This is a genomic window from Streptomyces sp. L7 (genome assembly GCF_050990935.1).
GTDB lineage: Bacteria > Actinomycetota > Actinomycetes > Actinomycetales > Microbacteriaceae > Leifsonia.
On the sequence record NZ_CP194644.1, the window covers coordinates 3,201,114 to 3,228,046 of the forward strand.

Below are 26,933 nucleotides of genomic sequence, written 5' to 3' on the forward strand. Positions count from 1 at the left end.
TGCGGCGTGTTGCGACCCCCATCCGATGCAGTCAGCGGCGCTTGACCCCGTAGCGGTGCTCGGGGCGGCCGGTGGCGCCGTAGCGGAGCTCCAGCTTCAGGACGTCGCTCTGCTCGAGCTGGGTGAGCGCGCGCTGCGCGGTCGTGCGGCTGATCCCGACCGCCGCGGCCACCTCGTTCGCCGACAGACTCCCGTCGCCGGCCGCGACCGCGTCATAGACCGACTGGAGGGTCGGCGCCAGCCGGCGCAGCTCCTCCGCCTGGCCGATCGTGGCCGGCCGCAACAGGTCGAAGACCCGGTCGATGTCGTGCTGCGTCGGCTCGTCGGGGAAACCGCCCAGATCCTCGTTCGCCCGCCGGAAGGCCTGGAGCCGCTCCGCGAGCTGTGCGAACCCGAAGGGCTTCACCAGGTAGTGCAGGGCGCCGAGCTGGACGGCTTTGCGCACGGTGGCGATGTCGTTCGCCGCCGAGATGACGATCACCGCGGGCGCTGAGGGCTCGCCGAGCAGGTCCCGGACGACCTGGAGGCCGTCCCCGTCGGGCAGGTAGACGTCCATCAGAACGAGGTCCGGTCGCAGCTCGCCGGCGAGGCGGAGGGCGTCGGCCGCGGTGTGCGCCTGGCCGGCGACGCGGAAGCCGGGGACGGCCTCCACGAACCCGACGTGCACGGAGGCGACCCGGTAGTCGTCGTCGACCACCAGCACGCTCAGCGACGGCGACGGCGACGGCGACGGCGACCTCGACGGTGTCGGGGGTTGCGTGCTCATCGTGCGGCTCCTTCCCTGCGTGCGGGAGCGGAGGCCTCCACGACCGTGTGACGCGGCAGGACGATCGTGAACGTGGCGCCCGGGCCTCCCGACACCGTCACCGTCCCGCCGAGTTTGGTCGCCGTCGAGTGCACGAGCGACAGCCCGAGCCCGCTGTGCCGCACGAGCGAGCCGCGCTTGGTCGTGTAGCCGTTCTCGAAGATCCGCGGCAGTTCGGTGCTCGGGACGCCGGGGCCGTTGTCGGCCACGCGCACGGTCACGGACTCCGCCGTCTCGACCACGCTGACGACGACCCGGCGCGGCGCGGGCGCACCGGAGAGGGCGTCGAACGCGTTGTCGATCAGGTTGCCGAGGATGGTGGTCAGCGCCTGGACCCGCTCCGGAGCCTCGCCGAGGTCGGTGTCCGGTGCGATCACCAGGTCGATCCCTCGCTCGTTCGCCTCGGCGGCCTTGCCGAGCAGGAGGCCGACGATCATCGGCGAGCCGATGTGCGAGCGGAGGGTCGCGTCGAGGTCGGCGGTGGTGCCGCGGATCTCGTTGAGGTATTCCAGCGCCTCCTTGGTCCGGCCCAGCTCCAGGAGCCCGGACACGGCGTGCATGCGGTTGGAGAACTCGTGCTGCTGGGCCCGGATGGACTCGCTGAAGCTGCGCTCGCCGTCCAGCTCGCGGGTGAGGCCGATCAGCTCGGTGCGGTCCTGGAGGGTGAACACCGCGCCGTGCGGACGGCCGCCGAGCCTGACCGGCATGCGGTTGATCACGAGGATGTGGTCGTCCGTGATCGCGATCGCGTCCTTGACCTCGGACGTGCCGGTGAGGGTGTCGCGGATGGGACCGGCGACGAGCACGTCCTCCAGCAGCCGTCCTCTGGCGCCCTCCGGCAGCCGCAACAGCCGTTGGGCCTCGTCGTTGACGACGGTGATCCGGCCGGCCGGGTCGATGGCGATGACGCCCTCCCGGATGCCGTGCAGCGTGGCCTCCCGCTCCTGCAACAGGCGGGCGATCTCGTCGAGCTCGAGCCCGAAGGTGCGGCGTTTCAGCAGGCTGGCGAGGGCGAAGGAGGCCACGGCTCCGATCGCCAGGGCGAGGACGAGCCACGCGGCATACGTCGGCAGCTCGCGCAACAACTCCTCGGCGACGGAGCTCTCGCGGATCCCGACGGAGACCTCGCCCACGATCGAGCTGGACGCGGGCGCGTAGAGCGGCACCCGCGCGTTCGCAGTGGGTCCGGTGGAGCCCGAGTTCGTCCCCATGTGCACCTTGCCGTCGCCGGCGACGAACGGCTCCCCGACCTTCTGGCCGATCAGCGCGGGGTCGGGGTGCGAATGCCGGACACGGTTCCTGTCGATCACCACGACGTAGGCGGCGCCCGTGCTGTTCGCGGTCTGCGACGCGAGGTTCTGCACCGTCGCGTCGCAGCCCGGGCCGCCGTTCGCCATGCAGCGCTGGATGTCCGGGATGCCCGCGAACGTCTGCGCGATGGATGCGGCCCGCGCCTGGTAGTCGGCGTCGAGGTTGTTGCGGGCGGTCTGGGCCAGGAGGAGGAAGCCGACCAGCATCGAGACGGCCAGGATCGCCAATTGAGCCAGGAGTATCTGGCTCGAGAGTCGTCTGATCCGTCGTCGCATCATTCGAGATTGTGTCATCTCCTGCTGGGGACCAGGTGCGCGCAGAACGCGCAAAACCTGCGGCAACGCACACAACGCGGCGAATCGGGCGCAAGCGAGACAGCAGGCCGCCGTCGGCGGAGCATCGATGTTCACACGGACCGGTGGGAAACACTCCGCCGGACAGGCACACGAAACTCGTGCATCCGAAGACAGAGAGGTCTTGAACCCATGGGCGAACCCCGACCCAGAAGCGCCGCCACCGCCGCACCTGCGGAGGACGTGCCGGCGCGCATCGACATCGTCGGTCTGACGAAACGCTTCCTGACGCCGAAGGGTGAGACCTTCACGGCCATCCGCGACGTGACGCTCACCGTCGAACCCGGCCAGTTCTGCGCCATCGTCGGCCCCACCGGCTGCGGAAAGTCCACCACGCTCGCGCAGGTCTCCGGGCTGGAGCGCCCGAGCGCCGGCTCGGTCAGCGTCGGCGGCCGGATCGTGGACGGCATCACCAGCGGCGTGAGCTACATGTTCCAGGCCGACTCCCTCTTCCCCTGGAAGACCGTGCTGGCAAATGTGATGATCGGCCCCATCCTCCTCGGCACGCCGAAGAAGGAGGCCACTGCGCTGGCGCTCGACTGGCTGCGCCGGGTCGGACTCGCCGGCTTCGAGGACCGCTACCCGCACCAGCTCTCCGGCGGCATGCGCAAGCGCGTCGCGATGGCGGCCGCGCTGATCAACAACCCGCGCATCCTGCTCATGGACGAGCCGTTCGGCGCGCTCGACGTGCAGACGAAGGCGATCATGCAGACCGAGCTGCTCACCCTGTGGGAGGAGCTGCGGCCGTCGGTGCTGTTCATCACGCACGACCTCGACGAGGCCGTCGCGCTGTCCGACCGCGTGGTCATCATGACCAGCAGCCCGGGGACCGTCAAGGACGTCTTCGACATCGACCTGCCGCGACCGCGCGGCAACGTTCAGGAGATCCGGCACGAGGAGAAGTTCCTCGACATCCAGGGCCGGATCTGGGAGTCGCTCCGTGACGAGGTCACGCGGGCTTACGAGCAGACGGCAGGAGCGGCGGCGTGACCACCATGACGATCGCAGAGAAGAACAACGCAGACAACAAGAACGGCAGTGGCGGCAACGCCGCGAAGAAGCCATCCGCCCCTCTCGCCGAGCGCGAGACCGAGCTCCGCGTCGCGGGCCGCCGCGCGCACAGCCGCCGGGTCGCCTGGATCTGGACGGGACGCGTCGCCGTCGCCGTCGTGGTCATCGGCGGCTGGCAGTGGTTCACCTCCGCGGGCTGGGTCGACAAGTTCTTCTACGGCCAGCCGTCCGGTATCTGGGACAGCCTCGTGCGCCTGTTCACGCAGGGCACGGCGTTCGGGACCATCTGGGAGAACCTGTGGATCACCGTCCAGGAGGCCTTCCTCGGCTTCCTGCTCGGCACCGCGCTGGGCGTCGTCTTCGGCATCCTGCTGGGGTCCAACCGCTACCTCGCCTCGGTCTTCGGCCCGTACATCAAGGTCGTGAACTCGATCCCCCGCATCGTCCTCGGCTCGATCTTCATCGTCGCCTTCGGCCTCGGCGTCTTCCCCAAGGTGCTGCTCGCCGCGGTGCTGGTGTTCTTCGTCGTCTTCTTCAACGCCTTCCAGGGCGTGCGGGAGGTCGACCAGAACCTGATCGCGAACGTCCGGGTGCTCGGCGCATCGCCCGCGCAGGTCGCCCGGCATGTGACCATCCCCTCGGCGATGACCTGGATCATCGCGAGCCTCCACACCGCGTTCGGCTTCGCGATCATCGGCGCGCTGGTGGCCGAGGTGCTCGGCGCCCAGCACGGCGTCGGCCTGATCATCAGCCAGTCGCAGGGCAACTTCGACCCGAACACGGTCTTCGCCTGCATGGTCATCGTGGCCGTGGTCACCCTCGTGGCCGAGTACCTCATCACCCTCTTGGAGAAGTCCCTCCTCAAGTGGCGTCCGCCGAGCCGGTCCGAGGCTCAGGCGATCTGAGCGCCGCCCGCACCACCCCAACTGTCCTGCAACGAAGCAGAACGCCGGACCCGTCCGGCACGATGAAAGGAACAACCCCATGAAGAAGCGCAGCATCGGTGCCATCGCGGCAGCGGGCGTGGTCGTGGCCCTGAGCCTCGCCGCCTGCTCCGGCGGTGGAGGCGGCACCGCGGCAGCCGGAGGCAGCAGCTCCGGCCCGATGCCGACCGTCACGATGATGGTCGGCGGCATCGACAAGCAGATCTACCTCCCGTACCAGCTCGCCCAGCAGCTCGGCTTCTACAAGAAGTACGGCGTCGACATGCAGCTCTCGACCGAGCAGAACGGCGGCGTCGGAGCTGAGGACGCCATGGCCTCCGGGCAGGTCGACCTCGCCGGCGCCTGGTATGTCCACACGGTCGACTTCCAGTCGAAGGGCAAGGACGTCGTCAACCTCGTCCAGCTCTCCGGCGCTCCCGGCGAGCGGGTGATGTGCAACCCCAAGGCCGATGTCACCTCCGGCGCCGACTTCAAGGGGAAGAACATGGGTGTCACAGACCTCGGGTCGGGCACCGACGAACTGACCCAGTTCCTGGCGGCCCAGAAGGGCGTGGACAGGAAGCAGTACAACACCATCGCCGTGCACGCCGGCTCCACCGCCATCGCAGCGATCCAGCGCGGCACCGCCGACTGCGTGATGACCACCCAGCCGACGGTCGGCGCACTCACCTCGCAGAAGCTCGCGGTCTCCGCGATCGACCTGGCCACGACCAAGGGCGCCACCAAGGCCCTGGGCGGCGCCTGGCCGGCGGCCGGCCTCCTCGCCCGGGCGGACTGGGCGAAGAAGAACCCGGACACCGCCCAGAAGGTGGTCGACGCCCTCGTCGCGACGATGCACTGGATCGCGACGCACTCCGCCGCCGATATCGCGAACAAGCTGCCGCAGGACTACGTGCAGAACGCGACGATCAGCAAGCAGCAGTACATCGACGGACTGGCGACCGACAAGGGCCAGTTCCTCCCGGACGGCATCATGCCCGCCGGCGGCCCGAAGGTCATCTTCGACATGGAGAAGACCATCGGCGTCGACATCTCGAAGGTGAAGATCTCCGACACCTTCACCAACAAGTACGCCGAAGCGGCGAACAAGCTGGAAGGCTTCACCACTACGACGAAGCCGGCCGGCGCGGACGGCTGATCCCGTCACGCAGAAACCCCCAACAGCCCGTCCGGTGCGTCCAGCCATCCAGCGCACCGGGCGGGCTTCTTCGCGCGCCCCGGACATTCGTGCCGAATGCGCGTTATCCGCGCGTGGTTCGCGCGATTCGTGCCGAATGTCGTTCGAGGACATTCGTGCGGAATGTGTCAGGCGGGTGTGGGGCGTGTGGCGCGGATGCGTTCGACGGCTCCGGAGCGGAGTCGCTCGTGCTCGACGACCTGCAGGCCCACGGCCTCCACCTCGGCCCGGTGCCGCCGCGTCAGGTGCTCGCCCTGCAGCGGGATGGTGAACCGCTCGATGGCCCACTGCCCGGCGAACACGAGCGCGCGATCGCTGCGCGTGTGGTCGACCAGCACGACGGAACCGCCCGGCGCGACCACCCGCGCCATCTCGGCGACCGCGACACCGGGACGCGGGATGGAGCACAGCGCGAGCGCGCACACCACGGTGTCGAAGCATGCGTCGGCGAACGGCAGCGCCTCGGCGTCCCCCTGGAGCAGGTCCGCGGCGACCTCCTGCTCGGCCGCTCGCGCGCGTGCGATCGCCAGCATCTCGGGACTCAGATCGATCCCGGTGAGCTCGACCCCGGCCGGGTAGTACGGGAGGTTGCGCCCGGTCCCGACCGCGACCTCCAGCACCCGCCCGCTCACCCGAGCGCCGACCCACTCGCGGCTCCCGGCGAGCATGGTCTGCTCGGCCCGGCCGACCTTCCGGTCGTACGTCGCCGCCTGACGCCGCCAGGAGCGGAGCTGGCGCTGAGTCTCCTTCGAGGGCACGGGGTCCGGGTGCTGGTCGGTCATGGGGTCATTCTGGGCCAGAGCGGCGCCGCGCGCGTAGACCCGGGCGCCCTCACCCCACCCGCACCAACGTCGACTGCCACCCCGTCGACCCGTTGGGCGCGATCGGCGTTCGCCTCTCCTCCTGCAACCGCCCCGCACGGTCGGTCGCCCGGACCGCGAGCGTGTGAGAGCCGGACGTGGCGTCCCAGTCGAGGGACCACTGCACCCAGGTGTCGGCGTTGATCGCGGCGGCCAGCGTGGCCTCCTGCCAGGGGCCGCCGTCGATCTGCACCTCGACCTTCCGGATCCCGACCGTCTGCGCCCAGGCCACGCCCGCGATCTTCGTCGGTCCGGCCGAGAGCGGCCGGTCGATCCGGGGCGTGTCGATGCGGCTGGAGAGCTTGATCGGCGCCTTCTCGCTGTAGCCGCGGGGCGTCCAGTAGGCCTGGTCGGCGGCGAACGTCGTGACCTTCAGCTCGGTGAGCCACTTGGTCGCCGAGACGTAGCCGTAGAGGCCGGGCACGACCATCCGCACCGGGAAGCCGTGCTCCAGCGGCAATGGCTCGCCGTTCATGCCGACCGCCAGGATGGCGTCGCGGCCCGGGTCGGTGAGCGCGGTGAGCGGCGTGCCCGCCGTGAAGCCGTCGACGCTGCGCGACAGGACCATGTCGGCGCCGTGCCGGGGACGCGCGCGGGCGAGCACCTCTCGCACCGGCACGCCGAGCCAGCGGGCGTTGCCGACGAGGTTGCCGCCGACCTGATTGGAGACGCAGGTGAGCGTGATCGCGTACTCGCGGAGTCCCATCGCGAGCAGGTCGTGGAAGGTCAGCTCGACGCGGCGCTCCACCATCCCGTCCACCGTGAGCGACCAGCCGGCCGGGTCGACCGACGGGACGGTCAGGGCGGTGTCCACCCGGTAGAAGTCGGCGTTGGGGGTGAACAGCGGCGAGAGGTCGGGAAGGCGGAGGTCGGATCCGGCGGGGATCGCCACCCGGGAGGCCGGGGCCGGCAGGCGCAGCGCCGAGCGGACGGCCGCGATCGAGGAGGTCGCCGCCGAGCCGAGCCGGGAGCCGACGCCGGCCACCAGGGCGAGCGCGGCGCCTGCGCCGGTGAGCAGGAGGAACCTGCGCCGGTCGACACCGATCGTCGCGCGGTCGCCGTCGAGTCCCTCCCGCCAGCGCCGCAGCCTTCCGACCAGGAGGTGCAGTGCCGCTGCCCCCGCGAGAGCGCCGACGGCGGACGGCAGGAACGCGAGCGGACTCGCGTCGGCGCGGGTCACCGTGGCCGCGACGGCCACCGCCCCGGCCGCGACGAACAGGACGACGCCCAGCCAGCGGCGCCAGAGCTCCAGGACCCCGGCGACCGCCGCCGCCACGAACACCGCGACCCCGAGCGAGGACAGCAGGAACAGCTTGTCGTTCGACCCGAACAGTTCGATGGCGAGCTCCTTCGCCCACCGCGGCACGATGTCGATCACGAACGATCCGACCGCGATGAGCGGGTCGGCCTCGCGGGCGGCCAGGAGGGCGACGACCTCGGCGACGGCGACGAAGAGGCCGCCGCTCACTGCGCCGGCGAGCGCGGCCCACCCCCAGGCGGCGCGGTGTCCTCTGCGGATGCTCATGCGTGCTGTTCGGCGCCGAGGCCGGTTCCGGATTGGCGGGGACGCGCCGACGACGAGTTCCAATCCGATCGGGCCGCGGGGCCGAACCCCTGATGTCGGCCGCCGACACGGCTTCCCGATCCGCACCACCCGCAGTACGTCTCAGCAGCAGTCGTCAGCAGTACTACTCAGCAGCACCACCTCGAAGGAGAACACCATGCGCACCACCACCCGCCTCGCCGCCGCCGGCATCCTCGCCGCAGCCGCGCTCGCGCTCACCGCCTGCTCGTCCGGAGCCGGATCCGCGTCCACCGGAAGCAGCTCGCCCATGAGTTCGTCCCCGTCTGCGTCCGCGACGATGGACCCGGCCGCCGACCTCGTGGGCCCGGGCTGCGCCGCCTACGCCAAGCAGGTGCCCTCCGGCGCCGGCTCGGTCCAGGGCATGGCGCAGGACCCGGTCGGGACCGCGGCGAGCAACAACCCCCTGCTCACCACGCTCGTCGCGGCCGTGTCCGGCAAGCTCAACCCCAAGGTGAACCTGGTCGACACGCTCAACAGCGGTCAGTTCACGGTGTTCGCCCCGGTCGATGACGCGTTCAAGAAGATCGACCCCGCGACCATCGCCACGCTGAAGACCGACGCCGGCGCGCCGACGCTGAGCAGCGTCCTGACCTACCACGTCATCCCCGGTCAGATCGCGCCGAAGGACATCGTCGGCACCCACAAGACCGTCGAGGGCGGCACCGTCACGGTCACCGGCTCCGGCGACAACCTGAAGGTGAACGACGCGAACGTCATCTGCGGCGGCGTGCACACCGCCAACGCCACGGTCTACCTCATCGACTCGGTGCTGATGCCCCCGGCCAAGTGAGTCGGTTCCCGGGTGAGCCCGGGAACCCGCCACCGCGTGGCCCCGCCCCCCGAGGGAGCGGGGCCACGCGCCTTCTGCGCCGGTTGCTTCGGCGGCCGTCAGGATGCTCGTTCGCGGAGCCGCGCGATCGCCTCACGATCATCGCGGAAGCGCTGCGGTTCGTCGGCGAGCGGTGCGTTCGGGGAGTCCTCCGCTCCGTCGAGCGCGTCCGGCGCGTCGGGCGTGAGCGCCGAGAACACCGGCGTCAGATCGTCCTGCTCGGCGCCTTCGTTCGCCACCAGCTCGAACGTCAGGCGTTCCGCCGCCGGGTTCGTGAGGCTGTCGACGAGGACCCGCGCGATCTCGTCGCGGGCGATGGCCCCGTCCGCGGGCGTCCCCGACTGCTCGGTGTCGCCCTGGCGGAGGAGGATCGCGCGCTGCCCGGCATCGTTGTAGTCGAACCAGCCGGGACGGACGATCGTGTACGGGTCGCCGCTCGCCCGGACGAGACGCTCGGCGCGGCGCTTCCACGCGGCGTAGGGCGTTCCGGGACGCGTGGTCCCGACGGCCGTCATGAGGGCGATCCTGACGCGGCGGCCGTCCAGTGCGGTGAGGATGTTGGCCACTCCGGCGTAGTCGATGTCGCGGACGTCGGCCTCCCGGGTCCCGGAGCCGTGCGTGAACACGATCGCGTCGATCGCCTCCACTGCCGGCTCGAGGGTCGCCGGCTTCGTCAGGTCGCCCACGACCAGGGCAGTCGGGGCGGGGAGGATGCGCCCGGCGCGGGACGCGTCTCGGACGAGCGCCCGGACTCCGTGCCCGCGCCGCAGGGCCTCGGCCACGACCAGGCGGCCGATGCTGCCGGTGGCGCCGACGACGAGGACGGTGAGCGGCCGGCCGGTCACCGGTTCTCCTTCGTGCGGCCGCGCGTCTCGACGTCCAGCTCGGGCGCCGGCCTCCGGAACAGCCGCCACAGCGGCGCCGCCGCCACGAACCCCGGCGCCGCGCGCAGGGCCGCCTCCACCCGCAGCTCGGCGTCCTCGTCCCTCGGAAGCGCGTCGATGGTGCGCCGCACGTCCCGCGCGAAGCGCCGGCTCTCGCGCGACTCGCTGGTGCGGGCCATCACGGTCGCCCCCTGTACTCCGCGTCGGTCACGTGCTCGGCCCACTCGGTCTCCGGCCCGTCCTGCCCCTCGCCGAGTGCCTCCCACATCGCTAGATGCTCCATGTAGTGCTCGGGGTCGGCGCCGTGCCAGTGCCACTCGCCGGGCGGAGTGTGGACCGTCTCGCCCGGGCGGACCTCCAGGACCTCGCCGCCGCGGGACTGCATGAGGGCGACGCCCTGCGTGACATGGAGGGTCTGACCGTTGGCGTGCCGGTGCCAGGCGGTGCGGGAACCCGGCGCGAACCGGACGAGGTTGACCCGAAGCCGCGAGGGCGCGTCGCCGGCGGCGATGACGTCGAAGTGGACGGTCCCGGTGAAGAGGTCGGCGGCGCCGGCGGCGGTGGGGGAGTTCGGAAGCAGTTCCACGGGTCTCCTAGTCGTTGATGGGGATGTCGGGGCGGCCGGCGGGTTCGGCCTGCTTGTGAGTCGTCTGCACTTGCGTCGGCTCCTGCTGCGTCGGCTCCCGTTGCGTCGGCTCCCGTTGCGTCGCCGCCCAGCTCGCGAGCAGCTTCAGCGCGTCCTCCGACGGCGTGCCGGGGTCGGCCGTGTACACGTTGACCCGCAGCCCCGGCTCGCCCGGCAGCTCGAACGCCTCGAAGGCGAGGTCGAGGTCGCCGACGATCGGGTGGTGCACGCGCTTGCGTCCGGTGCGGTGGTACTTGACGTCGTGCCGCGCCCAGCGGGTGCGAAACTCCTCGCTGCGGGTGGACAGCTCGCCGACGAGGTCGGTGAGGTCCTTGTCGTAGGGGTTGCGACCCGCGGCCGAGCGGAGGATGGCGACCATGTCGTCGGCGGCCTGCTCCCAGTTCGCGTAGAAGGCGCGCGACTTCGGGTTGAGGAAGGTGAAGCGCGATGCGTTCGGCGGCTGCACCTTCTCGGCCATGAGGTCGAGGTAGAGCGCCCGGCCGAGCTCGTTGGCGGCGAGCACGTCGCCGCGGTCGTTCCGGACCCACGCCGGGGCGCCGGTGATGGCGTCGATGACCCGCTGGAGGCTGGGCCGCACGGTCTGCGGGCTGCGCCGGCGGCGGACGCGCGGGGCGACATCCGCCGCGCGCGCCAGGTCGTAGAGGTGCGCGGTCTCCGCCTCGTCGAGCTGCAGCGCCCGGGCCAGCGACTCCAGCACGCTGTCCGACGCGCCGGACAGGTTCCCGCGCTCCAGCCGCGTGTAGTAGTCGACGCTCACGCCGGCGAGCATCGCGACCTCCTCGCGGCGCAGCCCGCTGACCCGGCGATTGCCGCCGTATGCGGGCAGGCCGGCCTGCTCCGGCGTGATTCGGGCACGGCGGGAGGTGAGGAAGTCCCGCACGTCGTCGCTGTTGCTCATACTCCGACGCTACGCCGCGCGGGGCCGCGGAGGGAGGCACTGCCGTGACCTCCCGGGCCGCCTGGGCCCCGCCTACCGTGGTGCCCATGACCATCGATCTCACCCTCAACAACGGCGTCACGATGCCCGCGCTCGGACTCGGCGTCTTCCAGAGCCCGCCCGAGGAGACCACCCGGGCGGTGGAAGCCGCCCTCGCGACCGGCTACCGGCACATCGACACCGCTGCCGCGTACGGCAACGAGCGGGAGGTCGGCGAGGGCCTCCGGCGCTCCGGACTCGACCGGGGCGACGTCTTCGTGGAGACCAAGGTGTGGGTGTCCGACTACGGCTACGAGCAGACCCTGCACGCCTGGGAGAAGGCCACGGGCAAGCTCGGCATCGAGCAGCTCGACCTCCTCATCCTCCACCAGCCCGCGCCCGACCGCTTCGACCAGACGATCGCCGCGTACCAAGCCTTGGAGACACTGCTCGCGGACGGCCGCGTGCGCGCGATCGGCGTCAGCAACTTCCTGCCCCACCACCTCGACCGGCTGCTCGCGGAGGCGACGGTCGTCCCCGCGGTGAACCAGGTCGAGCTTCACCCGTACTTCACCCAGCCGGAGGTGCAGGCCGCCGACGCCGCACACGGCATCGTCACGCAGGCCTGGTCCCCGATCGGCGGCATCACCTTCTACCCGGGCTGGGGCGAGCAACGCCGGAACGTGATGGCGGACCCGGTTCTCGCCGACGTCGCCCGCTCGCACGGCGGGACCCCCGCGCAGATCATGCTCCGCTGGCATCTCCAGCAGGGCCGCTCGGCCATCCCGAAGTCGGTCGACCCGGGACGCATCGCGGAGAACTTCGACGTGTTCGACTTCGAGCTGAGCGACGACGAACTGGGACGCATCGACGCGCTGGACGCGGGCGTCCGCAACGGGCCCGACCCGGACGTGCCGCGACCGGAGCGGTTCGCGATGGTGATCCCGGAGGCCTGAAAGGAGATCTTTCGCGACACCCGCTGACTTCTCCTTCCGAAGGTCGCCCAGAAGGAGATCCTGGGGTGTCTTCCTGCCGCTCGAATGATGGCGTTCGCCGGCCCGGCAGCCGGCGCGACCGAGATCGTCCTGACCGGCGCCCCCACCATGTCCGGCGTCGAGTCGGCGCCTAGCCGGCGTCCGGGCGGACCGTGCTCGCGCCGACCCGCATCCCCACCGGCAGCACCAGGCGCTCGTGCCGGTGCCCCGGCTGCGCTTCGTCCAGCACCAGGCGGATCGCCTCCTCGCCCATCCGGTAGCCCGGCAACGTGATGGAGGTCAGACTCACCCAGTCGGAGTTCGCGCCGTCGTGGGTGCCGTCGAGCCCGATGACCGCGACGTCCTCTGGGATGCGCACGTCCGGGTGTTCGCGCAGGGCGCTGAGCGCACCGAGCGCCAGGGCGTCGGTGATGCCGACGAAGGCGAACCGCTCGCCATCGCTCCGGTCGGCGAGGAGCGCGGCCATCGCCGACCGGCCGTGCTCGAACTCGAACCCTTCAGTGGTGACCTCGGTCAGCTCCAGGTCGAGGGCGGCGGCGGCCTCCTCGATCCCGCGACGGCGGTCGGCGATCGGCTGAGCGGCGTCGGGCGGTGACACGTAGAAGACGCGGCGCACGCCGATGCCGGCCAGGTGCTCGCCGGCGATCCGCCCGGCCTGCCGGTTGTCCATCAGCACCGAGCACCAGTCGCCCGGCTGGTCGTAGTTGATCACCACGATGGGCCGCACGTGGCTGCGGATGCGGTTGATCCCGTCCGTCGGGTCGCTCATCGCCGCGTACAGGATGCCCCCTGTGCGCTCCTCCGCGAAGTAGTCGAGGAACTGGTCCTGCTGGTCGGTGACCACCAGCGGGTCGAACGACTCGAACGCGTAGACGGCGTTGGCCATCAGCAGGCTGAGGCCCTTACGGCCCGCGGTGATCTGCGCGCCGCGGGACATGTCCACGAAGAGGCGGTTGAGGATGTCCGGCACGATGAGCCCGATGCCGTCGCTTCTGCGGCGCTTGAGGTCGCGCGCGGCTGCGTTGCGGATGTACCCGAGCGACTCGATCGCCGCGCGCACCTTCTCCCGGGTGGCCGGCGCGACGCGGGAGGGCTGGTTCAGGACGTTGGACACGGTCGCGAGGGACACGCCCGCTGTGTCGGCGACGGCCTGCATCGTGGGCAGCTGGCCATCCGTCATTGCAGGTAACCCGTCGTCATGGCGTGCGGCAGCTCCTCGGGATGGTGCGTTCCTGGTGGGTCGGGTGAGGAACGGTGAGGTGGATCGGTCTGTCCGTCATCATCTCACGCGACTCCGGGGCCCCGGTGGCGGCTATTCCGCCTCCTGCCGCGCGCGGAACGCGACCATGTTCATCCGGTTGCCGCACCGCACGCTGCAGAACCGCTTCGACCCGTTTCGGGACAGGTCGAGGACGAGGCCGTCGCAGTCGAAGGCGGCGCAGCTCCGCAGCCGGTCGTTCGCGTCGGAGCGGATGACGTCCACCAGCGCGAGCGCGATCTCCACCCGGATCCGCTCGGCGAGCGGCGCCTCCAGCGAAGTCGCGTGCAGGTGCCAGTCGAAGCCGTCGTGGCGCATCAGGTAGGGGGAGGCGTGGGCGTCGGCGAGCATGGCGTTCACCTCGGCGACGACGTCGTCGCGCTCCATCGTCCAGGCCCGGCGGAGGCGGTCGCGGGTCTCGTGCACTTGCTGGAGCTCGGCCTCGTCGCCGTCGATGCGTCCCGAGTACTGGTTCTCGTGCATCAGGGCGACGAGCTGCGCCGGGGTGGCGAGCTCGTCCTCCCCGCTGCGGGAGGCCGTCGCGACGGTGTTGCACAGGAGGACGGCGAACTGGAGTGCGTCTTCTGTGTCAGGGGCGAAATGCAAGTTGACTCCTTACGTCGCCGAGTACTAGCGTCAGGATCATAACCCACTACGGTCCTGACGTCGGCTCTCGTGCGTGCCGCCGGGACCTCGTCGACGCACGCGGGCAGGAGGCCTCCGATGGCACTGAACCAGACATCCAAGGGCCTCGTCGTCGCGATCGTCGCCGCCGCGTCGTTCGGCCTGTCGGGCGCGTTCATCAAGCCGCTGCTGGAGAGCGGCTGGTCGCCGGCCGCCGCCGTCACCGCGCGCGTGCTGATCGGCGGGGTGGTGCTGGCGCCGTTCGCGATCCTCGCCCTCCGCGGCCGCTGGGCCTCGCTCTGGCGCGGACGCTGGCGCCTGCTCGCGATGGCCCTGGTCGGCGTCGCCGGGACGCAGGTGCTCTACTTCGCGGCGATCGAGCGCATCCCGGTGAGCACGGCCATCCTGATCGAGTACCTGGCGCCCGTCGTGCTGGTGCTGTTCGTGTGGGCGCGCACCCGCCGCGCCCCGAAGGCCGTGGTCCTCGCCGGCTCTGCCGTCGCGATCGCCGGACTGCTCCTCGTCGTGTCGCCCGGCGGCGGCAAGTCGCTCGATCTCGTCGGCGTCGCGCTCGCTGTGGCCACGATGCTCGGCTGCGCCGGCTACTACATCATCGCCGCGCGCCCGTCCGACGGCCTCCCCCGGTGGCGCTCGCCGCGGGCGGACTGCTCGCCGGCGGTGCGGCGCTGCTGATCGTGAGCGCGACCGGCCTGCTCCCGTTCGTCGTGAGCACTCGCGACGTGTCGCTGTTCGGCGGTTCGGCGCCCTGGTGGGTGCCGCTGGCGGTGGTCGGAGTCCTCGCGACCGCTCTCGCCTATGCGTCGGGCATCACCGCCGCGAACATGCTGGGCTCGCGGCTGGGCTCCTTCGCCGGGCTGCTCGAGGTCGTGGCGGCGACCTTCTACGCGTGGCTGCTGCTGGGGGAGTCGCTGAACACGCTGCAGCTGGTGGGCGGGGTGCTGATCCTCGGCGGGATCGCGCTGGTGCGGGTCGACGCGACGGGCGATGGGGTGGTGGAGCTGGTGGAGGCTCCTGTCCGGGAGGATGCGCCAGCGCATTAGCGCGCCAGCGCATTAGCGCATTGGCCGCCCCCGCCCCGCTAGGATGATCGCGCCCCGTTGCCACGAGGCAAACACACGAGCACACCGGACGACGGAGCGGGGGAGCATGGCGGCGACACGTCGTGAGGTGGCGGAGGCCGCGGGGGTCTCCGTCCGAACCGTCTCCAACGTCGTCAACGGTTTCGACCACGTCGCGCCGGCGACCCGGGAGCGCGTCCTCCGCGTCATCCACGAGCTCGAGTACCAGCCGAGCGAGCTCGCCCGCAGCCTCAAGGTGGGACGGTCCGGGCTCATCGGGCTGATGCTGCCGGAGCTGGACACCGCCTACTTCGCCGAGCTCACCCGCGCTTTCGTCGAGGGCGGCGCCGAGCGGGGTCTGACGGTGGTCGTCGACCAGACCGACGGCGACCGGGAGCGTGAGCTCGCCCTGCTCCGCCGGACCGCGGGAGGTTCGCTCTTCGACGCGCTCGCCCTGAGCCCGCTCGCCCTCCGCGCCGAGGATCTGGAAGCGCTCGCCGCAGGGCCGCTGGTGTTCCTCGGTGAAGATGAGTTCCCGGGTTACGACAAGGTGATGATCGACAACTTCCAGGCTGCTCGGGAGGCTGTCGAGCATCTGCTCGCGCAGGGCCGCCGCCGCATCGCCGCGATCGGCGCCGAACGCAGCCACCGCGCCGCCAGCTCGCAGCGACTCGAGGGCTATCGCGCCGCGATCCGGGCGCACGCCGACCTCGGACTGCCCGAGATCGTCGAGTACGTGCAGGGCTTCCGCCGGCCCGAGGGCGCCGCGGCCATGCGCCGCCTGCTCGACGGCGGCGAACGGTTCGACGCGATCTTCTGCTTCTCCGACGCGCTGGCCCTCGGCGCGCTGCGGACCCTGCACGAGGCGGGGGTCTCGGTGCCGGACGAGGTGGCGGTGGTCGGCTGGGACGACATCGAGGACGGCCGTTTCTCCATCCCGTCGCTCACGACGGTCAGCCCGGACAAGCAGTGGCTGGCGGAGACGGCGCTCGATCGCATCGTGCGGCGGCTCGCGGGCGAGACGTTGGAGCCGGAGGTGCTCGTGGGGCCGCACCGGCTGATCGTGCGGGAGAGCGCGCCGACGGTGGAGTCCGGATCGAGCACGCCGACTACGGCTTCTCCCGTCGCCCCGTGACGCCGTGCAGTCTGTGATTCCGAACATTTTCCAGAATGTGTTTGCATCGAGGCAAACCGCGCGCTAGCATCCTGATCGTGTCATTTGCATCGAGGGAAATCGAACAGGGCGGCAACGCTCCCGTCGCGCAGGCCGTGCCGCGCCCGGAGTACCCGCGCCCGCAGTTCGTGCGCGACCGCTGGCTGAACCTCAACGGCGTGTGGAGCTTCGGTTTCGGCGCCTCAGAGGTCGCGACGGAGGCCGCGGACACCGCAGCCCCGACCGCCTGGACCCTCGACAGCGACATCCTGGTCCCGTTCGCGCCCGAGTCGGAGCGCTCCGGCATCGCCAGCACGACGTTCCACCCCGCGGTCCGCTACCAGCGCACCGTCGCGGTCCCGGCCGACTGGGCCGACGACCGCCTCCTCCTCCACTTCGGCGCGGTCGACTTCGACACCACGGTCTGGGTGGACGACGTCGAGGTCGGCCGTCACCGTGGCGGCTTCACCCCGTTCACGATCGACATCACGGACGCGGTCGCGGCTGCCGCCAGCGACACCTTCACCCTCTCCGTCCTCGCCGAGGACGACCACCTCACCATCCAGGCGCGCGGCAAGCAGTCCCGCCGCCCCGAGAACTACGAAGCCTTCTACACACGCACGACCGGCATCTGGCAGACGGTCTGGCTCGAGCCCGTCTCCCCGGCGCACTTCGGCCGCCCGGTCATTCGCCCCGACCTCCCCTCGTCGTCGTTCGCGGTCGAGCTCGACATCGTCTCCCCCGCCGCCGGGCTCACCGCGCGGGTCGACATCAGCGACGCCGACGGCCTCGTCGCCACCCGCGAAGTGGAGGTGACGGCGCAGGTGAAGCCGGTGCTCACCCTCCCGATCCCCGCGGACCGCCTCCGCACCTGGTCGCCCGAAGACCCGCACCTCTACACCGTCCGCTTCACGATGCTCCGCGGCGGGACCGCGATCGACGTCCTCGACAGCTACGCCGGGATGCGGTCCGTCGCGATCGACGGCCGCCGCGTCCTCCTCAACGGCCGCCCGGTCTTCCAGCGGCTCGTCCTCGACCAGGGCTACTGGCCCGACACCCTCATGACCGCGCCGAGCGACGATGCCCTCGTGGCCGACATCGAGCTCGGGATGGCCGCCGGGTTCAACGGCGCCCGCCTCCACCAGAAGGTGTTCGAGGAGCGCTACCTCTTCCACGCCGACCGCCTCGGCTACCTGGTCTGGGGCGAGTTCGCCGACTGGGGCGCCAAGGTCGGCCCGGGCGGACCGCAGGAGCCGACGCTCTCGTTCGTCACCGAATGGGTGGAGGCGCTCACGCGCGACCTGTCCCACCCGTCGATCGTCGGCTGGTGCCCGCTCAACGAGACCTTCCAGCCGATGACCGACCGGCTGACCGTCCTGGACGACGCCACCAAGGCGCTCTACGCGGTCACCAAGGCGATCGACCCCACCCGTCCGGTGATCGACGCGTCCGGCTACTCGCACCGCGTGCCCGGCGCCGACATCTACGACTCGCACCTGTACGAGCAGGACCCGGACGTGTTCGCGCAGCGGATGGGAGGCCTCGCCGACGGCCGCCCCTACGTCAACACCGCGCTCGACGGCACCGAGTGGTCCGTCCCGTACGCCGGTCAGCCCTACTTCTGCAGCGAGTTCGGCGGGATCTGGTGGTCGGACAGCGACCGCACGGGCGACGACTCCTGGGGGTACGGCGAGGCGCCCCGCACCCGCGAGGAGTGGATCGACCGGTTCCGCCGGCTCGTGGACACGCTGCTCGACGACGCCGGCATGTTCGGCTACTGCTTCACCCAGCTCACGGACGTCTTCCAGGAGAAGAACGGCGTGCTCGACTTCCGCCGCGTGCCGAAGTTCGACCTCCGGCTCCTGCGCGACATCCAGTCGCGGCCGGCGGCCTACGAGCTCGACGACGTCCCTCCCCTCGATCCCTGATCCGGGGAGGGCCAGGCTTCACAGCCCCGCACCACCCGTCCCGCACCAACCCCCGCACCACAACCCTGCACCACCCACTACGCAACGCACCACCTGACAACACCAGGCACCTCACAAAGGAGTGGACACCCATGCGCAAGAAACTGATCCTCGCCGCAGCCGCCATCTCGGCGGCGGCCCTGGCGCTCGCCGGCTGCTCGTCGGGAGGCGGCTCCAGCGACGGCAAGACCACGCTGACCGTCGTCGGATTCGAGGGCGGCGGCACCGAGCTCGCCGACATCCCCCAGATCAACGCCGATTTCCACAAGAAGTACCCGAACATCACGGTCGACTACAAGTACGTCGCCAACGGCGAGTACGACCAGTACAACAACACCCGCCTCGCCGCAGGCACCGCCGCCGACGTCCTCATGACGAACGCGACCCGCGTGCAGCAGTGGCAGAAGCAGGGCTACCTCGCCGACCTGAGCGACCAGTCGTGGGTGAAGCAGCTCCTCCCGAACGTCGCCCCGTTCGGCGCGATCAACGGCAAGACCTACGCCTTCACCCAGCAGAACATCCCGATCGGGATGTACGCGAACCTCGACATCCTGAAGAAGGCCGGCATCAGCCAGGTCCCGCAGACCTGGCCGGACTTCCTGGACGCGCTGCAGAAGCTGAAGGCCGCCGGCCAGCCGGGCCTGCTGCTCGCCGACCAGGGCGGCTGGACCAGCGAGCAGCTCTCGCTGGCGCTCGCCGCGAACCTGGTGGACGACAAGTGGGGCCAAGGCTACGACGAGGGCAAGACCAACTGGAACCCGTCCTTCGCGCCGGTCTTCGACCACATCAAGCAGCTGCTGACCTCGGGTGACGTCGACGGCAAGCTCATGAACGGCATCGAGCCGTTCAACACCGGCAACGCGGACTTCGCCGCCGGTAAGTGGGCCTTCACGATCATGGGCGCGTGGGAGCTGCAGAACTTCCAGCAGAACGCGAAGTTCGACTTCTCGCTCAACCCGTTCCCGGGCGGCGACGCGGGCAGCAGCCCCTACGGCGTGACCTTCGTCGGCTCCGGCTGGGGCGTCAACGCGGCGAGCCAGCACACCGACGCGGCGAAGAAGTACGTGGCGTTCATGGCCGATCCTGCCAACGACAGCCGCTACCTGGCCGCGGAGAACTCCTTCACCACGCTGAAGAACGTACCGAGCCCGACCATGGAGAAGGCGAGCGCCTACGTGGACGCCTTCAACGCAGGCCACTCGCAGGTGTCGCCGATCGAGTACCTCCACTTCCCCACCTACGAGCAGGAGTTCTGGAAGGTCGGCACCTCGCTCTTCAACGACCCGTCGCAGTCGACGAGCACGCTCCTGAAGCAGCTCGACCAGACGATCCCGAAGACGAAGTAGGCGCCGCCGAAGTCGTCACCACCGTCCCGGCCGGGGAGCGCGCACGCCTCCCTGGCCGGGAATCCACGCACCACCGCTCCACCGCACCCGCACCACCCAGCCCCGAAAGGCGATCCCATGCAAATCCGTGGCCGTTCCGCGATGGTGCTGATCGCGCCGGCAGCCCTCATCTTCGCCGTGTTCGTGATCTATCCGCTGATCCGCGGCGTGCAGCTCAGCTTCACCGACGCGATCGGGCCGAGCGGCGGCAACTTCGTCGGGCTGAAGAACTACCTGCACGCGCTGTCGGACCCGACCGTGCTGCACGCGCTCGGCAACACCATCGTCTACACGATCGTGGTGGTGATCGTGCAGAACGGCCTCGCCCTCCTCGTCGCCTTCTGGCTGTTCAAGCTGGAGCGCGTGCGGAACTTCGTCCGCGCCGGCCTGCTGCTGCCCGCGATGATGGCGTTCGTCGCCGTCGGCTACCTGTGGTCGTACATGTACTCGCCGCTCGGAGGTCCGATCGACGACGTCATGAACGCCCTCGGCCTCCACGGGCTCGAGCCGATCTGGCTGGGCGACCCGCACACCGCGCTGATGTCGATCGCGGCCATCTACATCTGGATGTTCCTCGGCTACACCGCCACGATCTACCTCGCAAACTACATGGCGATCGACCCGGCCCTGATCGAGGCCGCGAACCTGGACGGCGCCGCGGGCTGGCGCCGGTTCTGGAGCATCGACTGGCGGCTGCTCGCGCCGTCCTTCACGATCAACATCACGCTCAGCGTCATCGGTTCGCTGCGCGTGTTCGACCTGCCGTTCATCATGACGCAGGGCGCCCCCGAGGACGCGACGCAGACGCTGAGCCTCGTCATCTACAACAACAGCTTCGCGAACTACCAGTTCGCCTACGGCACGACGCTCGCCGTCCTGCTGCTGATCCTCACGATCGTCGTGGGCGTCACGCAGGCGACGCTGCTGCGCCGACGGGAGGCCGACCTCGCATGACCGCACTCATCAGCCAGGAGACCGAGGCGCCAGCCGGCCGCCCGACCACGTCCGACGAGCCGGCCCCACGGGCCCCGCGCTTCCGCTCCCGCCGCTTCCGCACCCGCGCGTCGACGGTCATCGCCTCCGTCGTCCTGCTCGCCTTCACGGCCGTGGTCCTCACGCCGATCTGGGTGCTCGTCATGGTGTCGCTGCACCACGGGAACACGTCGCCGTCGAACCCGTTCGCGCTCCCGGCGCCGATCGACTTCCAGAACTACGTCACCGCGTTCCAGAACATGCACTACCTGCGCAGCGTCGGGAACACGCTCATCATCACCCTCGCGACCGCCGTCGTCACGGTGTTCGCGGCTTCCCTCGCGGCCTGGGCGATCGTGCGGCACACGCGTCGCTGGACGCGGACGCTGTACCAGATCTTCGTCTCCGGCCTCACCATCCCGATCTTCGTCGTGCTCACCCCGCTGTACGAGGTGATGCAGAAGCTCCACCTGCTGGACAGCTACATCGGCATCGTGCTCGCGTACACCGCGACGATCATGCCGTTCGCAGTGTTCTTCTTCGCCGGCTTCCTGCGCACCGTGCCGCCGGAGCTGGAGCAGGCCGCAGCCGTCGACGGCGCCGGGCTGATCCGCACCTACTGGAGGATCGTCTTCCCGCTGCTGCGTCCGGCGACGGCGACCCTGGCGATCTTCGTCATCCTGCAGGTCTGGAACGACCTCATCCTCCCGCTCGTACTGCTGTCGTCCGACGACAAGCAGACCGTCACGCTCGCCGTCTACGCGACCATCGGGACGCACACGATGAGCCCGGAGCAGTTGCTGCCGACGCTCGTGCTGGGCGTGCTGCCGCTGTTCATCGTCTTCCTCGCACTGCAGCGCTACGTCGTCGCGGGGATCGCGGTCGGGGCCGGGAAGTAGGCGTGTAACCGATCCAGCTCCACCCGCTCCACCCCGCTCCACATGTTCCACCCAACGGAAACAGGAGGTCGACAATGCAGTCACTCGTACACCGTCCGCTCGTGGCCAGGGTCGCGGCGCTCGCCGCCGCGGTCCTCGCGATCGCCGTCGCGTTCGTCGCCGGCGTCGCCGCGCCGGCGCACGCCAACAGTCCGGGCACGAGTATGTACACGTCCACGTCGTCCAACGACTTCCTGGCGTACAGCAGGGTGATCCGGCTGGCCCACAGCGGCTCGGCGAACGGCACCCTGCTGGGGACGTTCGAGCACGCGGACAAGAGCGGCGCGGCCACCTCGTTCGTCATCAGGCAGAGCACGGACGACGGCGCGACCTGGTCGACGAAGTCGAGCCTGGGCGACCCGCTGACCGGCACCGGCCATCCCTCGTCTCAGATGTGGCAGCCGTTCCTCTACGAGTTCCCGCAGACGCTCGGCGCCTATCCGGCCGGCACCCTCCTCCTCGTCGGCAACGTCGCGCCGACCACGAACACCAGCACCACCTTCGTGGAGTGGCGCAGCACCGACGACGGAGCCACCTGGACCTACGTCTCGGCGTTCCAGGCCGGCGGAGGCGAGGGCACCGGGATCTGGGAGCCCTTCCTCGCGCTCGACTCGTCCGGCAAGCTGAACTGCTACTTCTCCGACGAGCGACAGAGCGGCACCTACAGCCAGAAGCTCGCCCACATCGTCTCCACCGACGGCGGTGTCGCCTGGAGCGCCAACGCGGACGGCTCGACGCGCGTGGCGCCCGGCGAGGTGAACGACGTGGCGAGCACCACCCAGTCCGACCGGCCGGGGATGGCGACCGTCGCAGTGAGCACGTCCGGCACGTATGTCATGGCGTACGAGGTGTGCGGTCCGGCGTTCAACTGCGTCGCACGGGTGAAGTCCTCGACCACGGGCGACACCTGGGGGTCGGGCCCGACCGATCTCGGCACGACCGCGACGACGACCGACGGCAGGCAGCTCTTCCACTCGCCGTACATCGCGTGGAGCCCGGCCGGCGGCGGCGAGTTCCTCCTCGCCGGCCAGACCGAATCGGGAGGCTCGGAGGGCGGCCAGGTGATCTTCGTCAACTCGTCCTCGAACGCGACCGGCGCGTGGTCGTGGATCCCGGCGCCCGTCGCGACGACCGGCTCCGCCTCGAACTGCAGCGTGGACTACAGCCCCGACCTCCTCGTCTCGGCGTCGGGTCAGTCCGTCCGCTACACGGCGCCCTCCGCGATCGGGCCGAACGGCTGCGAGGAGGTCACCGGCCAGACCAACGCGGGTGTCCTCCCGTTCCGATCGACGTTCAGCGGCGGCGACGCCGGCTGGGTCGACTACAACGGCTGCTGGTCCACCTCGGGCGACGTCTACGCGGAGACCTGCGGCGGGACCGCCGGCCCGAAGGCGGTGGCCGGCTCCACCGCGTGGACCGACTACACCGTCCAGGGCGACGTGCGGATCGACTCGGGCACCCAGGCCGGCCTCCTGCTCAGGGTCTCGAACCCGTCCGCCGGGACCGACGCGCTCAAGGGCTACTACCTCGGCATCACCACGACCGGGCTGGTGCTCGGCCGCGAGAGCTCCGGGTGGACGTCGCTGTCGAGCGCGAGCCTCCCCGGCGGCGTGACGACCGGAGCCTGGTACCACCTGGTGGCGCAGGCGTCGGGGTGCACGTTCACCGTCAGTGCGGTACCCGTGGGGAGCACGGCCGCGCCGACCGCCTTCACGTACACCGACGGCGGCTGCACGCTGACGTCCGGCGCGATCGGCGTCCGCGACCAGGGCAGCACCGCGTCGTTCCGTAACGTCACGGTCACCGCCGGAGCCACGGCCTCCACCGCGGTCTCCCCGTATGCGGCGCCGTTCGCGAGCGGCACGGCGTCGGGCTGGACCACCTATGGGGGCACCTGGGCGACCACCGCGTCGACGGAGACGTACGCCGACTCGGCCGGCGGCTCGGGCGACAAGAGCGTCGCCGGGTCGACATCCTGGGGCAACTACTCCCTCACCGGAGACGTCCGACTCGACAGTCTCGGGTCCAACGCCAACGCGGGCTTCATCGTGCGGGTGACGAACCCCGCGGTCGGGGCCGACGCGCTCGACGGCTACTACGCGGGCGTCACTCCGACCGGCCTGGTGCTGGGCCGGGAGATGAACAACTGGACGCAGCTCGCCTCGGCCACGCTGCCGGTGTCGCTGCCGACCGGCGCCTGGTACCACCTGACCGTGGAGGCTGTCGGCTGCACGATCACGGTGACCGGCCAGCCGGCCGACGGCGGGTCGATCGTGTCGGCCAGTGCGGTGGACAGCGGATGCTCGCTGGGCAGCGGGGCGATCGGCGTGCGGACGTACAACGCGGGCGCGACCTGGAAGGACGTCGCGGTCACCCCGCGCTGACCTCCCCGCCGCCGGCCGCCCACCGCCGAAGGGCACGTTATCGCCCCTCCGGCGCCCTCTGAGGGGCGTTAGCGTGCCCCTTGGCGACAGCGGCGGTTGTGGTGGCGGTGGTCAGCGGTCGCGCGAGCCGAGGGCGTCGAGCGCTGCCATGTCCTCCACGCTCAGCTCGAAGTCCAGGTCGGCGTTCTCCGCGATCCGGTGTTGCGTCGTGGACTTCGGCAGCGGGAGGACGTTCTTCTGCAGCAGGTAGCGCAGGCTCACCTGCGCGCCGGTCCTGCCGTACTTCTCGGCGATCAGCTCGATGTCCTCGTCCCCGATCAGCCGCCCGGTCGCGAGCGGCGAGTATCCCTCGACGAGGATGCCGCGCTCCTGGCAGTACGTCGTCGTCTCCGGCTGGGTGTGCCCGACGAACCAGCGGATCTGGTCGACGTGCGGCACGACGCTGGTCCCGGCGATCAGCGACTCCAGGTCGGCCACGACAAAGTTGCTCACCCCGATCGAGCGCGTCCGGCCCTCGTCGTACAGCTCCTCGAACACCTTCCACACCTCGATGTTGCCGGCGCGGTGATCGCTGCCCTGGTGGTTCCACGGCCACGGCGCGTGGATGAGGTACAGGTCGATCGGTCCGAGATCCAGGAGCTCGGACGACCGGTCGAAAGCGTGGCGCGCGCCTGCGGCATCTTTCACCTCGGCGGGGCACTTGGTCGTGATGAAGACCTCCTCGCGTGGGACGCCGCTGTCGCGCACCGCCCGTCCGACGCTCGCCTCGTTGCCGTACGCGCGCGCTGTGTCGATGTGCCGGTAGCCGGCGTCGAGCGCCGTTCGCACCGAGTCGTAGGTGAGCGGGCCGTCCGGGATCTGCCACGTGCCGAACCCGACCTTCGGGATCTCGACGCCGTTGGACAGGGCGAATGTGTCGGTGAGGACGGGCATGGGTGGGCTCCTTTCGATGGGCGGATGCGGGTCATGGTAGCCCCTCCGTCGTTGCCATCGGCTCCCGGCCGTCGCGTCGTTCGGGGACATGGCGCAGATGTTCCGGCGGTTCGCCGAGACGCCCGCGTACCAGGCCGACTTCGCGACGACCCGGGCGCTCGACCCGGAACTGCTGGACCTGAACGCGTGGCTGGCGCAGTCGGGGTGGAGGCCGGGAAGCGATCGCGGCTGACAGCCCCTCGCGTCACCCGATTGCGGCCCAGTTGCTGAACGTGCCGCCGGCGACCGATTGCCCGCTGCCGATGACGGTCCCGTCCGCGGCGTTCGCGTAGACGACGAGTTGACCGGTCAAGGTCTGTTTCGCGGTGAGCGCGGTTGCGGCGAGTGCGGTGCTGCCGATGTTCGGCCATCCCGCGGAGGTGGGTTGCCCGGGTGCCAGGACGGTTCCCCATCCGGTCTTGTCCGTCGCGGCGACGTAGATGGCATTGGTCCCGTTCGAGAGCGGAACCAGGGCGGGTGTCGACCCGAACGCCTTCGCACCGTACCCGTAGTTCACCCAGCCTCCGAACGGTCTGCCGCCAGCGGGTTGCGTGAGGCCCCGGAGGGTCCCGCCGGCGACGGCGTAGAGGCCGATGCGCTGGTCCGCGCTGATCGTGGCCGTCGGCTCGGACTGCATTCCGCTGTTACCGGAGGTCCCGACAGCGCCCCAGGGGAGAAAGTGCTCCCGGCGACGGATTGGCCGGAGCCGTAGATGCGTCCATCGGAGCCGCGCGAGTAGATCACGAGTCTGCCGTCCGCGGTCTGTGCGGGCGCCGGACGGAGTCCGAGGATGGTGGCGGCGCCGATCTGCTGCCAGCTGCCGAAATCGCGGCCGACAGCCGTCTGACCGACGCCGGAGGCACCCCCGACCCCGTCGTGGCGTAGAGGACGATCAGTCCTGACGTGAGGATGATCACGGCGGGATCGCTGGCGATACCGCCACCGTTGAGGCCGATCGGGCGCCACGGTGCGAAGGTCCCACCGGGCATCGACTGCCCGGTGCCGACGATGGTGCCGGCGGTGGTGCGCGCGTAGGCCACGATGAGGCCCGCGCTCGTCCGTGCGACAGCGGGCCGGCCGACGATCGTGCCGATCTGCCCACCGATCAGCTGCCAGCCGCCGAAGACGCCACCGGCGGACTGCTGAGCGGTGCCCCACAGGTTGCCGTCACCGCGGATCGTGTAAAGCGCGATCTGATTGCTCGGCAGGATCAATGGGGACACGCCATTGGCCACCGGCAGGGACGGGCCGACGGGCCCGGCGGATATGTTCAGCGGCCGGTTGTGATCGCGGAAATCGATGTGCTGGTGGTTACAGTCGTTCGGCCCATCAAAGCGACGGATGACATCGCCGTATCCATTCCCGTCACAGTTCTTCTCGGCCCACACTCCGTTGGCCTCCGTCGGCGCGAATTGCGCAATGAACTGCAACAAGGGCACCGTCTGAGAAGCGCCGCTGATCAGCCTTCCGGAGTAGCCGTTGATATCGACTCCGTGTGTCGGTGACGGGCAGTGATTAGCGCTCGGATACTTCTTGCAGTTGTCGGAGTGCTCTAGGCAGTTGCGGTTCAGATCGCTGAGGGTGACCTGGCCGAACTTCTTGGTGATGATGAGGACGGACTGCAGCGCGCGCAGGTCGACATCGCAGCCCGCTTCGACGCGATTCTGGGCAATCGGGAGAATCTGCCTGGACCAGATTCCCGTATAGGGGCCAACCGATAGCTTCTTCTGGTTGTACAGCTCCACAAGCTGCTGAGCGACGCCTGTTTCGAGGTCGGAATGCCCGCACACGCGGGGTCCGCGCACACCGGTGCGGCCCTATCCCGACCAGGCGTTTCTTCCGGCCCGTCCACTTCCGGGCGGATGGATGACGCGGGACTCCCGTC

General features: G+C 70.3%; 27 protein-coding genes. 14 read left to right on the top strand and 13 right to left on the bottom strand.

The genetic code is table 11. The features are described from left to right. Positions 1 to 31: 31 nt before the first annotated feature. Both ACR5MH_RS16245 and ACR5MH_RS16250 read right to left on the bottom strand, forming a co-directional pair. A complete protein-coding gene (locus ACR5MH_RS16245) occupies positions 32 to 766 on the bottom strand; it encodes a response regulator (RefSeq protein WP_431348132.1) in 735 nt (244 codons plus the stop codon). Further along, on the bottom strand, positions 763 to 2,343 hold the full coding sequence (locus ACR5MH_RS16250; RefSeq protein WP_431348133.1) for an ATP-binding protein: 1,581 nt from the start codon (positions 2,341 to 2,343) through the stop codon (positions 763 to 765). Before ACR5MH_RS16250 ends, ACR5MH_RS16245 begins: the two co-directional genes overlap by 4 nt. A 258-nt stretch (positions 2,344 to 2,601) precedes the next feature. On the opposite strand from ACR5MH_RS16250, the gene ACR5MH_RS16255 reads away from it, so the two are divergent. From ACR5MH_RS16255 to ACR5MH_RS16265, 3 genes are all read left to right on the top strand, one after another. Continuing rightward, entirely contained in the window at positions 2,602 to 3,459 is an 858-nt protein-coding gene (locus tag ACR5MH_RS16255; RefSeq protein ID WP_431348134.1) for an ABC transporter ATP-binding protein, read from the top strand. Between the two features lie 5 nt (positions 3,460 to 3,464). Further along, positions 3,465 to 4,385 carry an ABC transporter permease gene (locus ACR5MH_RS16260; protein ID WP_431349439.1) on the top strand — a complete coding sequence of 307 codons (921 nt, stop codon included), beginning with the start codon at positions 3,465 to 3,467 and terminating at the stop codon, positions 4,383 to 4,385. 79 nt (positions 4,386 to 4,464) lie between these two features. After that, positions 4,465 to 5,562 carry an ABC transporter substrate-binding protein gene (locus tag ACR5MH_RS16265; protein WP_431348135.1) on the top strand — a complete coding sequence of 366 codons (1,098 nt, stop codon included), beginning with the start codon at positions 4,465 to 4,467 and terminating at the stop codon, positions 5,560 to 5,562. Between the two features lie 167 nt (positions 5,563 to 5,729). On the opposite strand, the gene ACR5MH_RS16270 is transcribed toward ACR5MH_RS16265, so the two are convergent. Further along, complete coding sequence (locus ACR5MH_RS16270) at positions 5,730 to 6,383, bottom strand: class I SAM-dependent methyltransferase (RefSeq protein ID WP_431348136.1); 654 nt, start codon at positions 6,381 to 6,383, stop codon at positions 5,730 to 5,732. Positions 6,384 to 6,432: 49 nt separating this feature from the next. Continuing rightward, the gene (locus ACR5MH_RS16275; RefSeq protein ID WP_431348137.1) at positions 6,433 to 7,986 is read right to left on the bottom strand and encodes a molybdopterin-dependent oxidoreductase; all 1,554 of its coding nucleotides are present in this window, start codon (positions 7,984 to 7,986) and stop codon (positions 6,433 to 6,435) included. Between the two features lie 196 nt (positions 7,987 to 8,182). On the opposite strand from ACR5MH_RS16275, the gene ACR5MH_RS16280 reads away from it, so the two are divergent. After that, positions 8,183 to 8,836: a fasciclin domain-containing protein gene (locus tag ACR5MH_RS16280; RefSeq protein WP_431348138.1), complete on the top strand. Its 654-nt coding sequence runs from the start codon at positions 8,183 to 8,185 to the stop codon at positions 8,834 to 8,836. A gap of 98 nt (positions 8,837 to 8,934) precedes the next feature. Here ACR5MH_RS16280 and ACR5MH_RS16285 read toward each other — a convergent pair whose 3' ends face one another. From ACR5MH_RS16285 to ACR5MH_RS16300, 4 genes are read right to left on the bottom strand one after another with little or no spacing between them, the layout of a single operon-like run. Next, positions 8,935 to 9,720, bottom strand: coding sequence for an SDR family oxidoreductase (locus tag ACR5MH_RS16285; protein ID WP_433861948.1), 786 nt, complete (start codon positions 9,718 to 9,720; stop codon positions 8,935 to 8,937). Beyond that, positions 9,717 to 9,938, bottom strand: a complete 222-nt coding sequence (locus ACR5MH_RS16290; RefSeq protein WP_431348140.1) for a hypothetical protein — start codon at positions 9,936 to 9,938, stop codon at positions 9,717 to 9,719. Before ACR5MH_RS16290 ends, ACR5MH_RS16285 begins: the two co-directional genes overlap by 4 nt. Continuing rightward, positions 9,938 to 10,345 carry a (R)-mandelonitrile lyase gene (locus ACR5MH_RS16295; RefSeq protein ID WP_431348141.1) on the bottom strand — a complete coding sequence of 136 codons (408 nt, stop codon included), beginning with the start codon at positions 10,343 to 10,345 and terminating at the stop codon, positions 9,938 to 9,940. Before ACR5MH_RS16295 ends, ACR5MH_RS16290 begins: the two co-directional genes overlap by 1 nt. Positions 10,346 to 10,352: 7 nt before the next feature. Continuing rightward, entirely contained in the window at positions 10,353 to 11,303 is a 951-nt protein-coding gene (locus tag ACR5MH_RS16300; RefSeq protein ID WP_431348142.1) for a helix-turn-helix transcriptional regulator, read from the bottom strand. 86 nt (positions 11,304 to 11,389) lie between these two features. Between ACR5MH_RS16300 and ACR5MH_RS16305 the strand changes: the two genes are divergently transcribed. Continuing rightward, positions 11,390 to 12,277: an aldo/keto reductase gene (locus tag ACR5MH_RS16305; protein WP_431348143.1), complete on the top strand. Its 888-nt coding sequence runs from the start codon at positions 11,390 to 11,392 to the stop codon at positions 12,275 to 12,277. Between the two features lie 169 nt (positions 12,278 to 12,446). On the opposite strand, the gene ACR5MH_RS16310 is transcribed toward ACR5MH_RS16305, so the two are convergent. Both ACR5MH_RS16310 and ACR5MH_RS16315 read right to left on the bottom strand, forming a co-directional pair. Further along, the gene (locus tag ACR5MH_RS16310; protein WP_431348144.1) at positions 12,447 to 13,496 is read right to left on the bottom strand and encodes a LacI family DNA-binding transcriptional regulator; all 1,050 of its coding nucleotides are present in this window, start codon (positions 13,494 to 13,496) and stop codon (positions 12,447 to 12,449) included. A gap of 132 nt (positions 13,497 to 13,628) precedes the next feature. Then, complete coding sequence (locus ACR5MH_RS16315) at positions 13,629 to 14,180, bottom strand: CGNR zinc finger domain-containing protein (protein WP_433861949.1); 552 nt, start codon at positions 14,178 to 14,180, stop codon at positions 13,629 to 13,631. Positions 14,181 to 14,297: 117 nt separating this feature from the next. Here ACR5MH_RS16315 and ACR5MH_RS16320 point away from each other — a divergent pair, with 117 nt between their 5' ends. The 8 genes from ACR5MH_RS16320 to ACR5MH_RS16355 all read left to right on the top strand — a co-directional run bounded on the left by ACR5MH_RS16320 (position 14,298) and on the right by ACR5MH_RS16355 (position 24,076). Beyond that, positions 14,298 to 14,891 carry an EamA family transporter gene (locus ACR5MH_RS16320; RefSeq protein WP_431348145.1) on the top strand — a complete coding sequence of 198 codons (594 nt, stop codon included), beginning with the start codon at positions 14,298 to 14,300 and terminating at the stop codon, positions 14,889 to 14,891. Next, positions 14,843 to 15,259: an EamA family transporter gene (locus ACR5MH_RS16325; protein ID WP_431348146.1), complete on the top strand. Its 417-nt coding sequence runs from the start codon at positions 14,843 to 14,845 to the stop codon at positions 15,257 to 15,259. The genes ACR5MH_RS16320 and ACR5MH_RS16325 overlap by 49 nt, the downstream gene beginning before the upstream one ends. A gap of 106 nt (positions 15,260 to 15,365) precedes the next feature. Further along, positions 15,366 to 16,412, top strand: coding sequence for a LacI family DNA-binding transcriptional regulator (locus tag ACR5MH_RS16330; RefSeq protein ID WP_433861950.1), 1,047 nt, complete (start codon positions 15,366 to 15,368; stop codon positions 16,410 to 16,412). Between the two features lie 77 nt (positions 16,413 to 16,489). Continuing rightward, positions 16,490 to 18,358: a glycoside hydrolase family 2 protein gene (locus ACR5MH_RS16335; protein WP_433861951.1), complete on the top strand. Its 1,869-nt coding sequence runs from the start codon at positions 16,490 to 16,492 to the stop codon at positions 18,356 to 18,358. A gap of 131 nt (positions 18,359 to 18,489) precedes the next feature. After that, positions 18,490 to 19,743, top strand: coding sequence for an ABC transporter substrate-binding protein (locus ACR5MH_RS16340; RefSeq protein ID WP_431348149.1), 1,254 nt, complete (start codon positions 18,490 to 18,492; stop codon positions 19,741 to 19,743). A gap of 117 nt (positions 19,744 to 19,860) precedes the next feature. Continuing rightward, positions 19,861 to 20,736: a carbohydrate ABC transporter permease gene (locus ACR5MH_RS16345; RefSeq protein WP_431348150.1), complete on the top strand. Its 876-nt coding sequence runs from the start codon at positions 19,861 to 19,863 to the stop codon at positions 20,734 to 20,736. Then, positions 20,733 to 21,653 (top strand): carbohydrate ABC transporter permease, encoded by a 921-nt coding sequence (locus ACR5MH_RS16350; protein WP_431348151.1) that lies wholly within the window; start codon positions 20,733 to 20,735, stop codon positions 21,651 to 21,653. Before ACR5MH_RS16345 ends, ACR5MH_RS16350 begins: the two co-directional genes overlap by 4 nt. A 74-nt stretch (positions 21,654 to 21,727) precedes the next feature. Continuing rightward, positions 21,728 to 24,076 carry a family 16 glycoside hydrolase gene (locus ACR5MH_RS16355; protein WP_431348152.1) on the top strand — a complete coding sequence of 783 codons (2,349 nt, stop codon included), beginning with the start codon at positions 21,728 to 21,730 and terminating at the stop codon, positions 24,074 to 24,076. A gap of 111 nt (positions 24,077 to 24,187) precedes the next feature. Here ACR5MH_RS16355 and ACR5MH_RS16360 read toward each other — a convergent pair whose 3' ends face one another. Then, complete coding sequence (locus ACR5MH_RS16360; protein ID WP_431348153.1) at positions 24,188 to 25,009, bottom strand: aldo/keto reductase; 822 nt, start codon at positions 25,007 to 25,009, stop codon at positions 24,188 to 24,190. A gap of 88 nt (positions 25,010 to 25,097) precedes the next feature. Between ACR5MH_RS16360 and ACR5MH_RS16365 the strand changes: the two genes are divergently transcribed. Next, positions 25,098 to 25,241 (top strand): hypothetical protein, encoded by a 144-nt coding sequence (locus ACR5MH_RS16365; protein ID WP_431348154.1) that lies wholly within the window; start codon positions 25,098 to 25,100, stop codon positions 25,239 to 25,241. 12 nt (positions 25,242 to 25,253) lie between these two features. On the opposite strand, the gene ACR5MH_RS16370 is transcribed toward ACR5MH_RS16365, so the two are convergent. Beyond that, positions 25,254 to 25,685, bottom strand: a complete 432-nt coding sequence (locus ACR5MH_RS16370) for a hypothetical protein (RefSeq protein ID WP_431348155.1) — start codon at positions 25,683 to 25,685, stop codon at positions 25,254 to 25,256. Between the two features lie 103 nt (positions 25,686 to 25,788). Beyond that, positions 25,789 to 26,838 carry a hypothetical protein gene (locus ACR5MH_RS16375; protein WP_431348156.1) on the bottom strand — a complete coding sequence of 350 codons (1,050 nt, stop codon included), beginning with the start codon at positions 26,836 to 26,838 and terminating at the stop codon, positions 25,789 to 25,791. Positions 26,839 to 26,933: the final 95 nt, after the last annotated feature.

What these genes read in the sequence shown, in the direction of transcription:
- ACR5MH_RS16245 (WP_431348132.1), bottom strand. Translation starts at nt 766, where the DNA reads ATGAGCACGCAACCCCCGACACCGTCGAGGTCGCCGTCGCCGTCGCCG.
- ACR5MH_RS16255 (WP_431348134.1), top strand. Translation starts at nt 2,602, where the DNA reads ATGGGCGAACCCCGACCCAGAAGCGCCGCCACCGCCGCACCTGCGGAG.
- ACR5MH_RS16260 (WP_431349439.1), top strand. Translation starts at nt 3,465, where the DNA reads ATGACGATCGCAGAGAAGAACAACGCAGACAACAAGAACGGCAGTGGC.
- ACR5MH_RS16265 (WP_431348135.1), top strand. Translation starts at nt 4,465, where the DNA reads ATGAAGAAGCGCAGCATCGGTGCCATCGCGGCAGCGGGCGTGGTCGTG.
- ACR5MH_RS16270 (WP_431348136.1), bottom strand. Translation starts at nt 6,383, where the DNA reads ATGACCGACCAGCACCCGGACCCCGTGCCCTCGAAGGAGACTCAGCGC.
- ACR5MH_RS16275 (WP_431348137.1), bottom strand. Translation starts at nt 7,986, where the DNA reads ATGAGCATCCGCAGAGGACACCGCGCCGCCTGGGGGTGGGCCGCGCTC.
- ACR5MH_RS16280 (WP_431348138.1), top strand. Translation starts at nt 8,183, where the DNA reads ATGCGCACCACCACCCGCCTCGCCGCCGCCGGCATCCTCGCCGCAGCC.
- ACR5MH_RS16290 (WP_431348140.1), bottom strand. Translation starts at nt 9,938, where the DNA reads ATGGCCCGCACCAGCGAGTCGCGCGAGAGCCGGCGCTTCGCGCGGGAC.
- ACR5MH_RS16300 (WP_431348142.1), bottom strand. Translation starts at nt 11,303, where the DNA reads ATGAGCAACAGCGACGACGTGCGGGACTTCCTCACCTCCCGCCGTGCC.
- ACR5MH_RS16305 (WP_431348143.1), top strand. Translation starts at nt 11,390, where the DNA reads ATGACCATCGATCTCACCCTCAACAACGGCGTCACGATGCCCGCGCTC.
- ACR5MH_RS16310 (WP_431348144.1), bottom strand. Translation starts at nt 13,496, where the DNA reads ATGACGGATGGCCAGCTGCCCACGATGCAGGCCGTCGCCGACACAGCG.
- ACR5MH_RS16320 (WP_431348145.1), top strand. Translation starts at nt 14,298, where the DNA reads ATGGCACTGAACCAGACATCCAAGGGCCTCGTCGTCGCGATCGTCGCC.
- ACR5MH_RS16330 (WP_433861950.1), top strand. Translation starts at nt 15,366, where the DNA reads ATGGCGGCGACACGTCGTGAGGTGGCGGAGGCCGCGGGGGTCTCCGTC.
- ACR5MH_RS16340 (WP_431348149.1), top strand. Translation starts at nt 18,490, where the DNA reads ATGCGCAAGAAACTGATCCTCGCCGCAGCCGCCATCTCGGCGGCGGCC.
- ACR5MH_RS16345 (WP_431348150.1), top strand. Translation starts at nt 19,861, where the DNA reads ATGCAAATCCGTGGCCGTTCCGCGATGGTGCTGATCGCGCCGGCAGCC.
- ACR5MH_RS16350 (WP_431348151.1), top strand. Translation starts at nt 20,733, where the DNA reads ATGACCGCACTCATCAGCCAGGAGACCGAGGCGCCAGCCGGCCGCCCG.
- ACR5MH_RS16355 (WP_431348152.1), top strand. Translation starts at nt 21,728, where the DNA reads ATGCAGTCACTCGTACACCGTCCGCTCGTGGCCAGGGTCGCGGCGCTC.
- ACR5MH_RS16360 (WP_431348153.1), bottom strand. Translation starts at nt 25,009, where the DNA reads ATGCCCGTCCTCACCGACACATTCGCCCTGTCCAACGGCGTCGAGATC.
- ACR5MH_RS16365 (WP_431348154.1), top strand. Translation starts at nt 25,098, where the DNA reads ATGGCGCAGATGTTCCGGCGGTTCGCCGAGACGCCCGCGTACCAGGCC.
- ACR5MH_RS16370 (WP_431348155.1), bottom strand. Translation starts at nt 25,685, where the DNA reads ATGCAGTCCGAGCCGACGGCCACGATCAGCGCGGACCAGCGCATCGGC.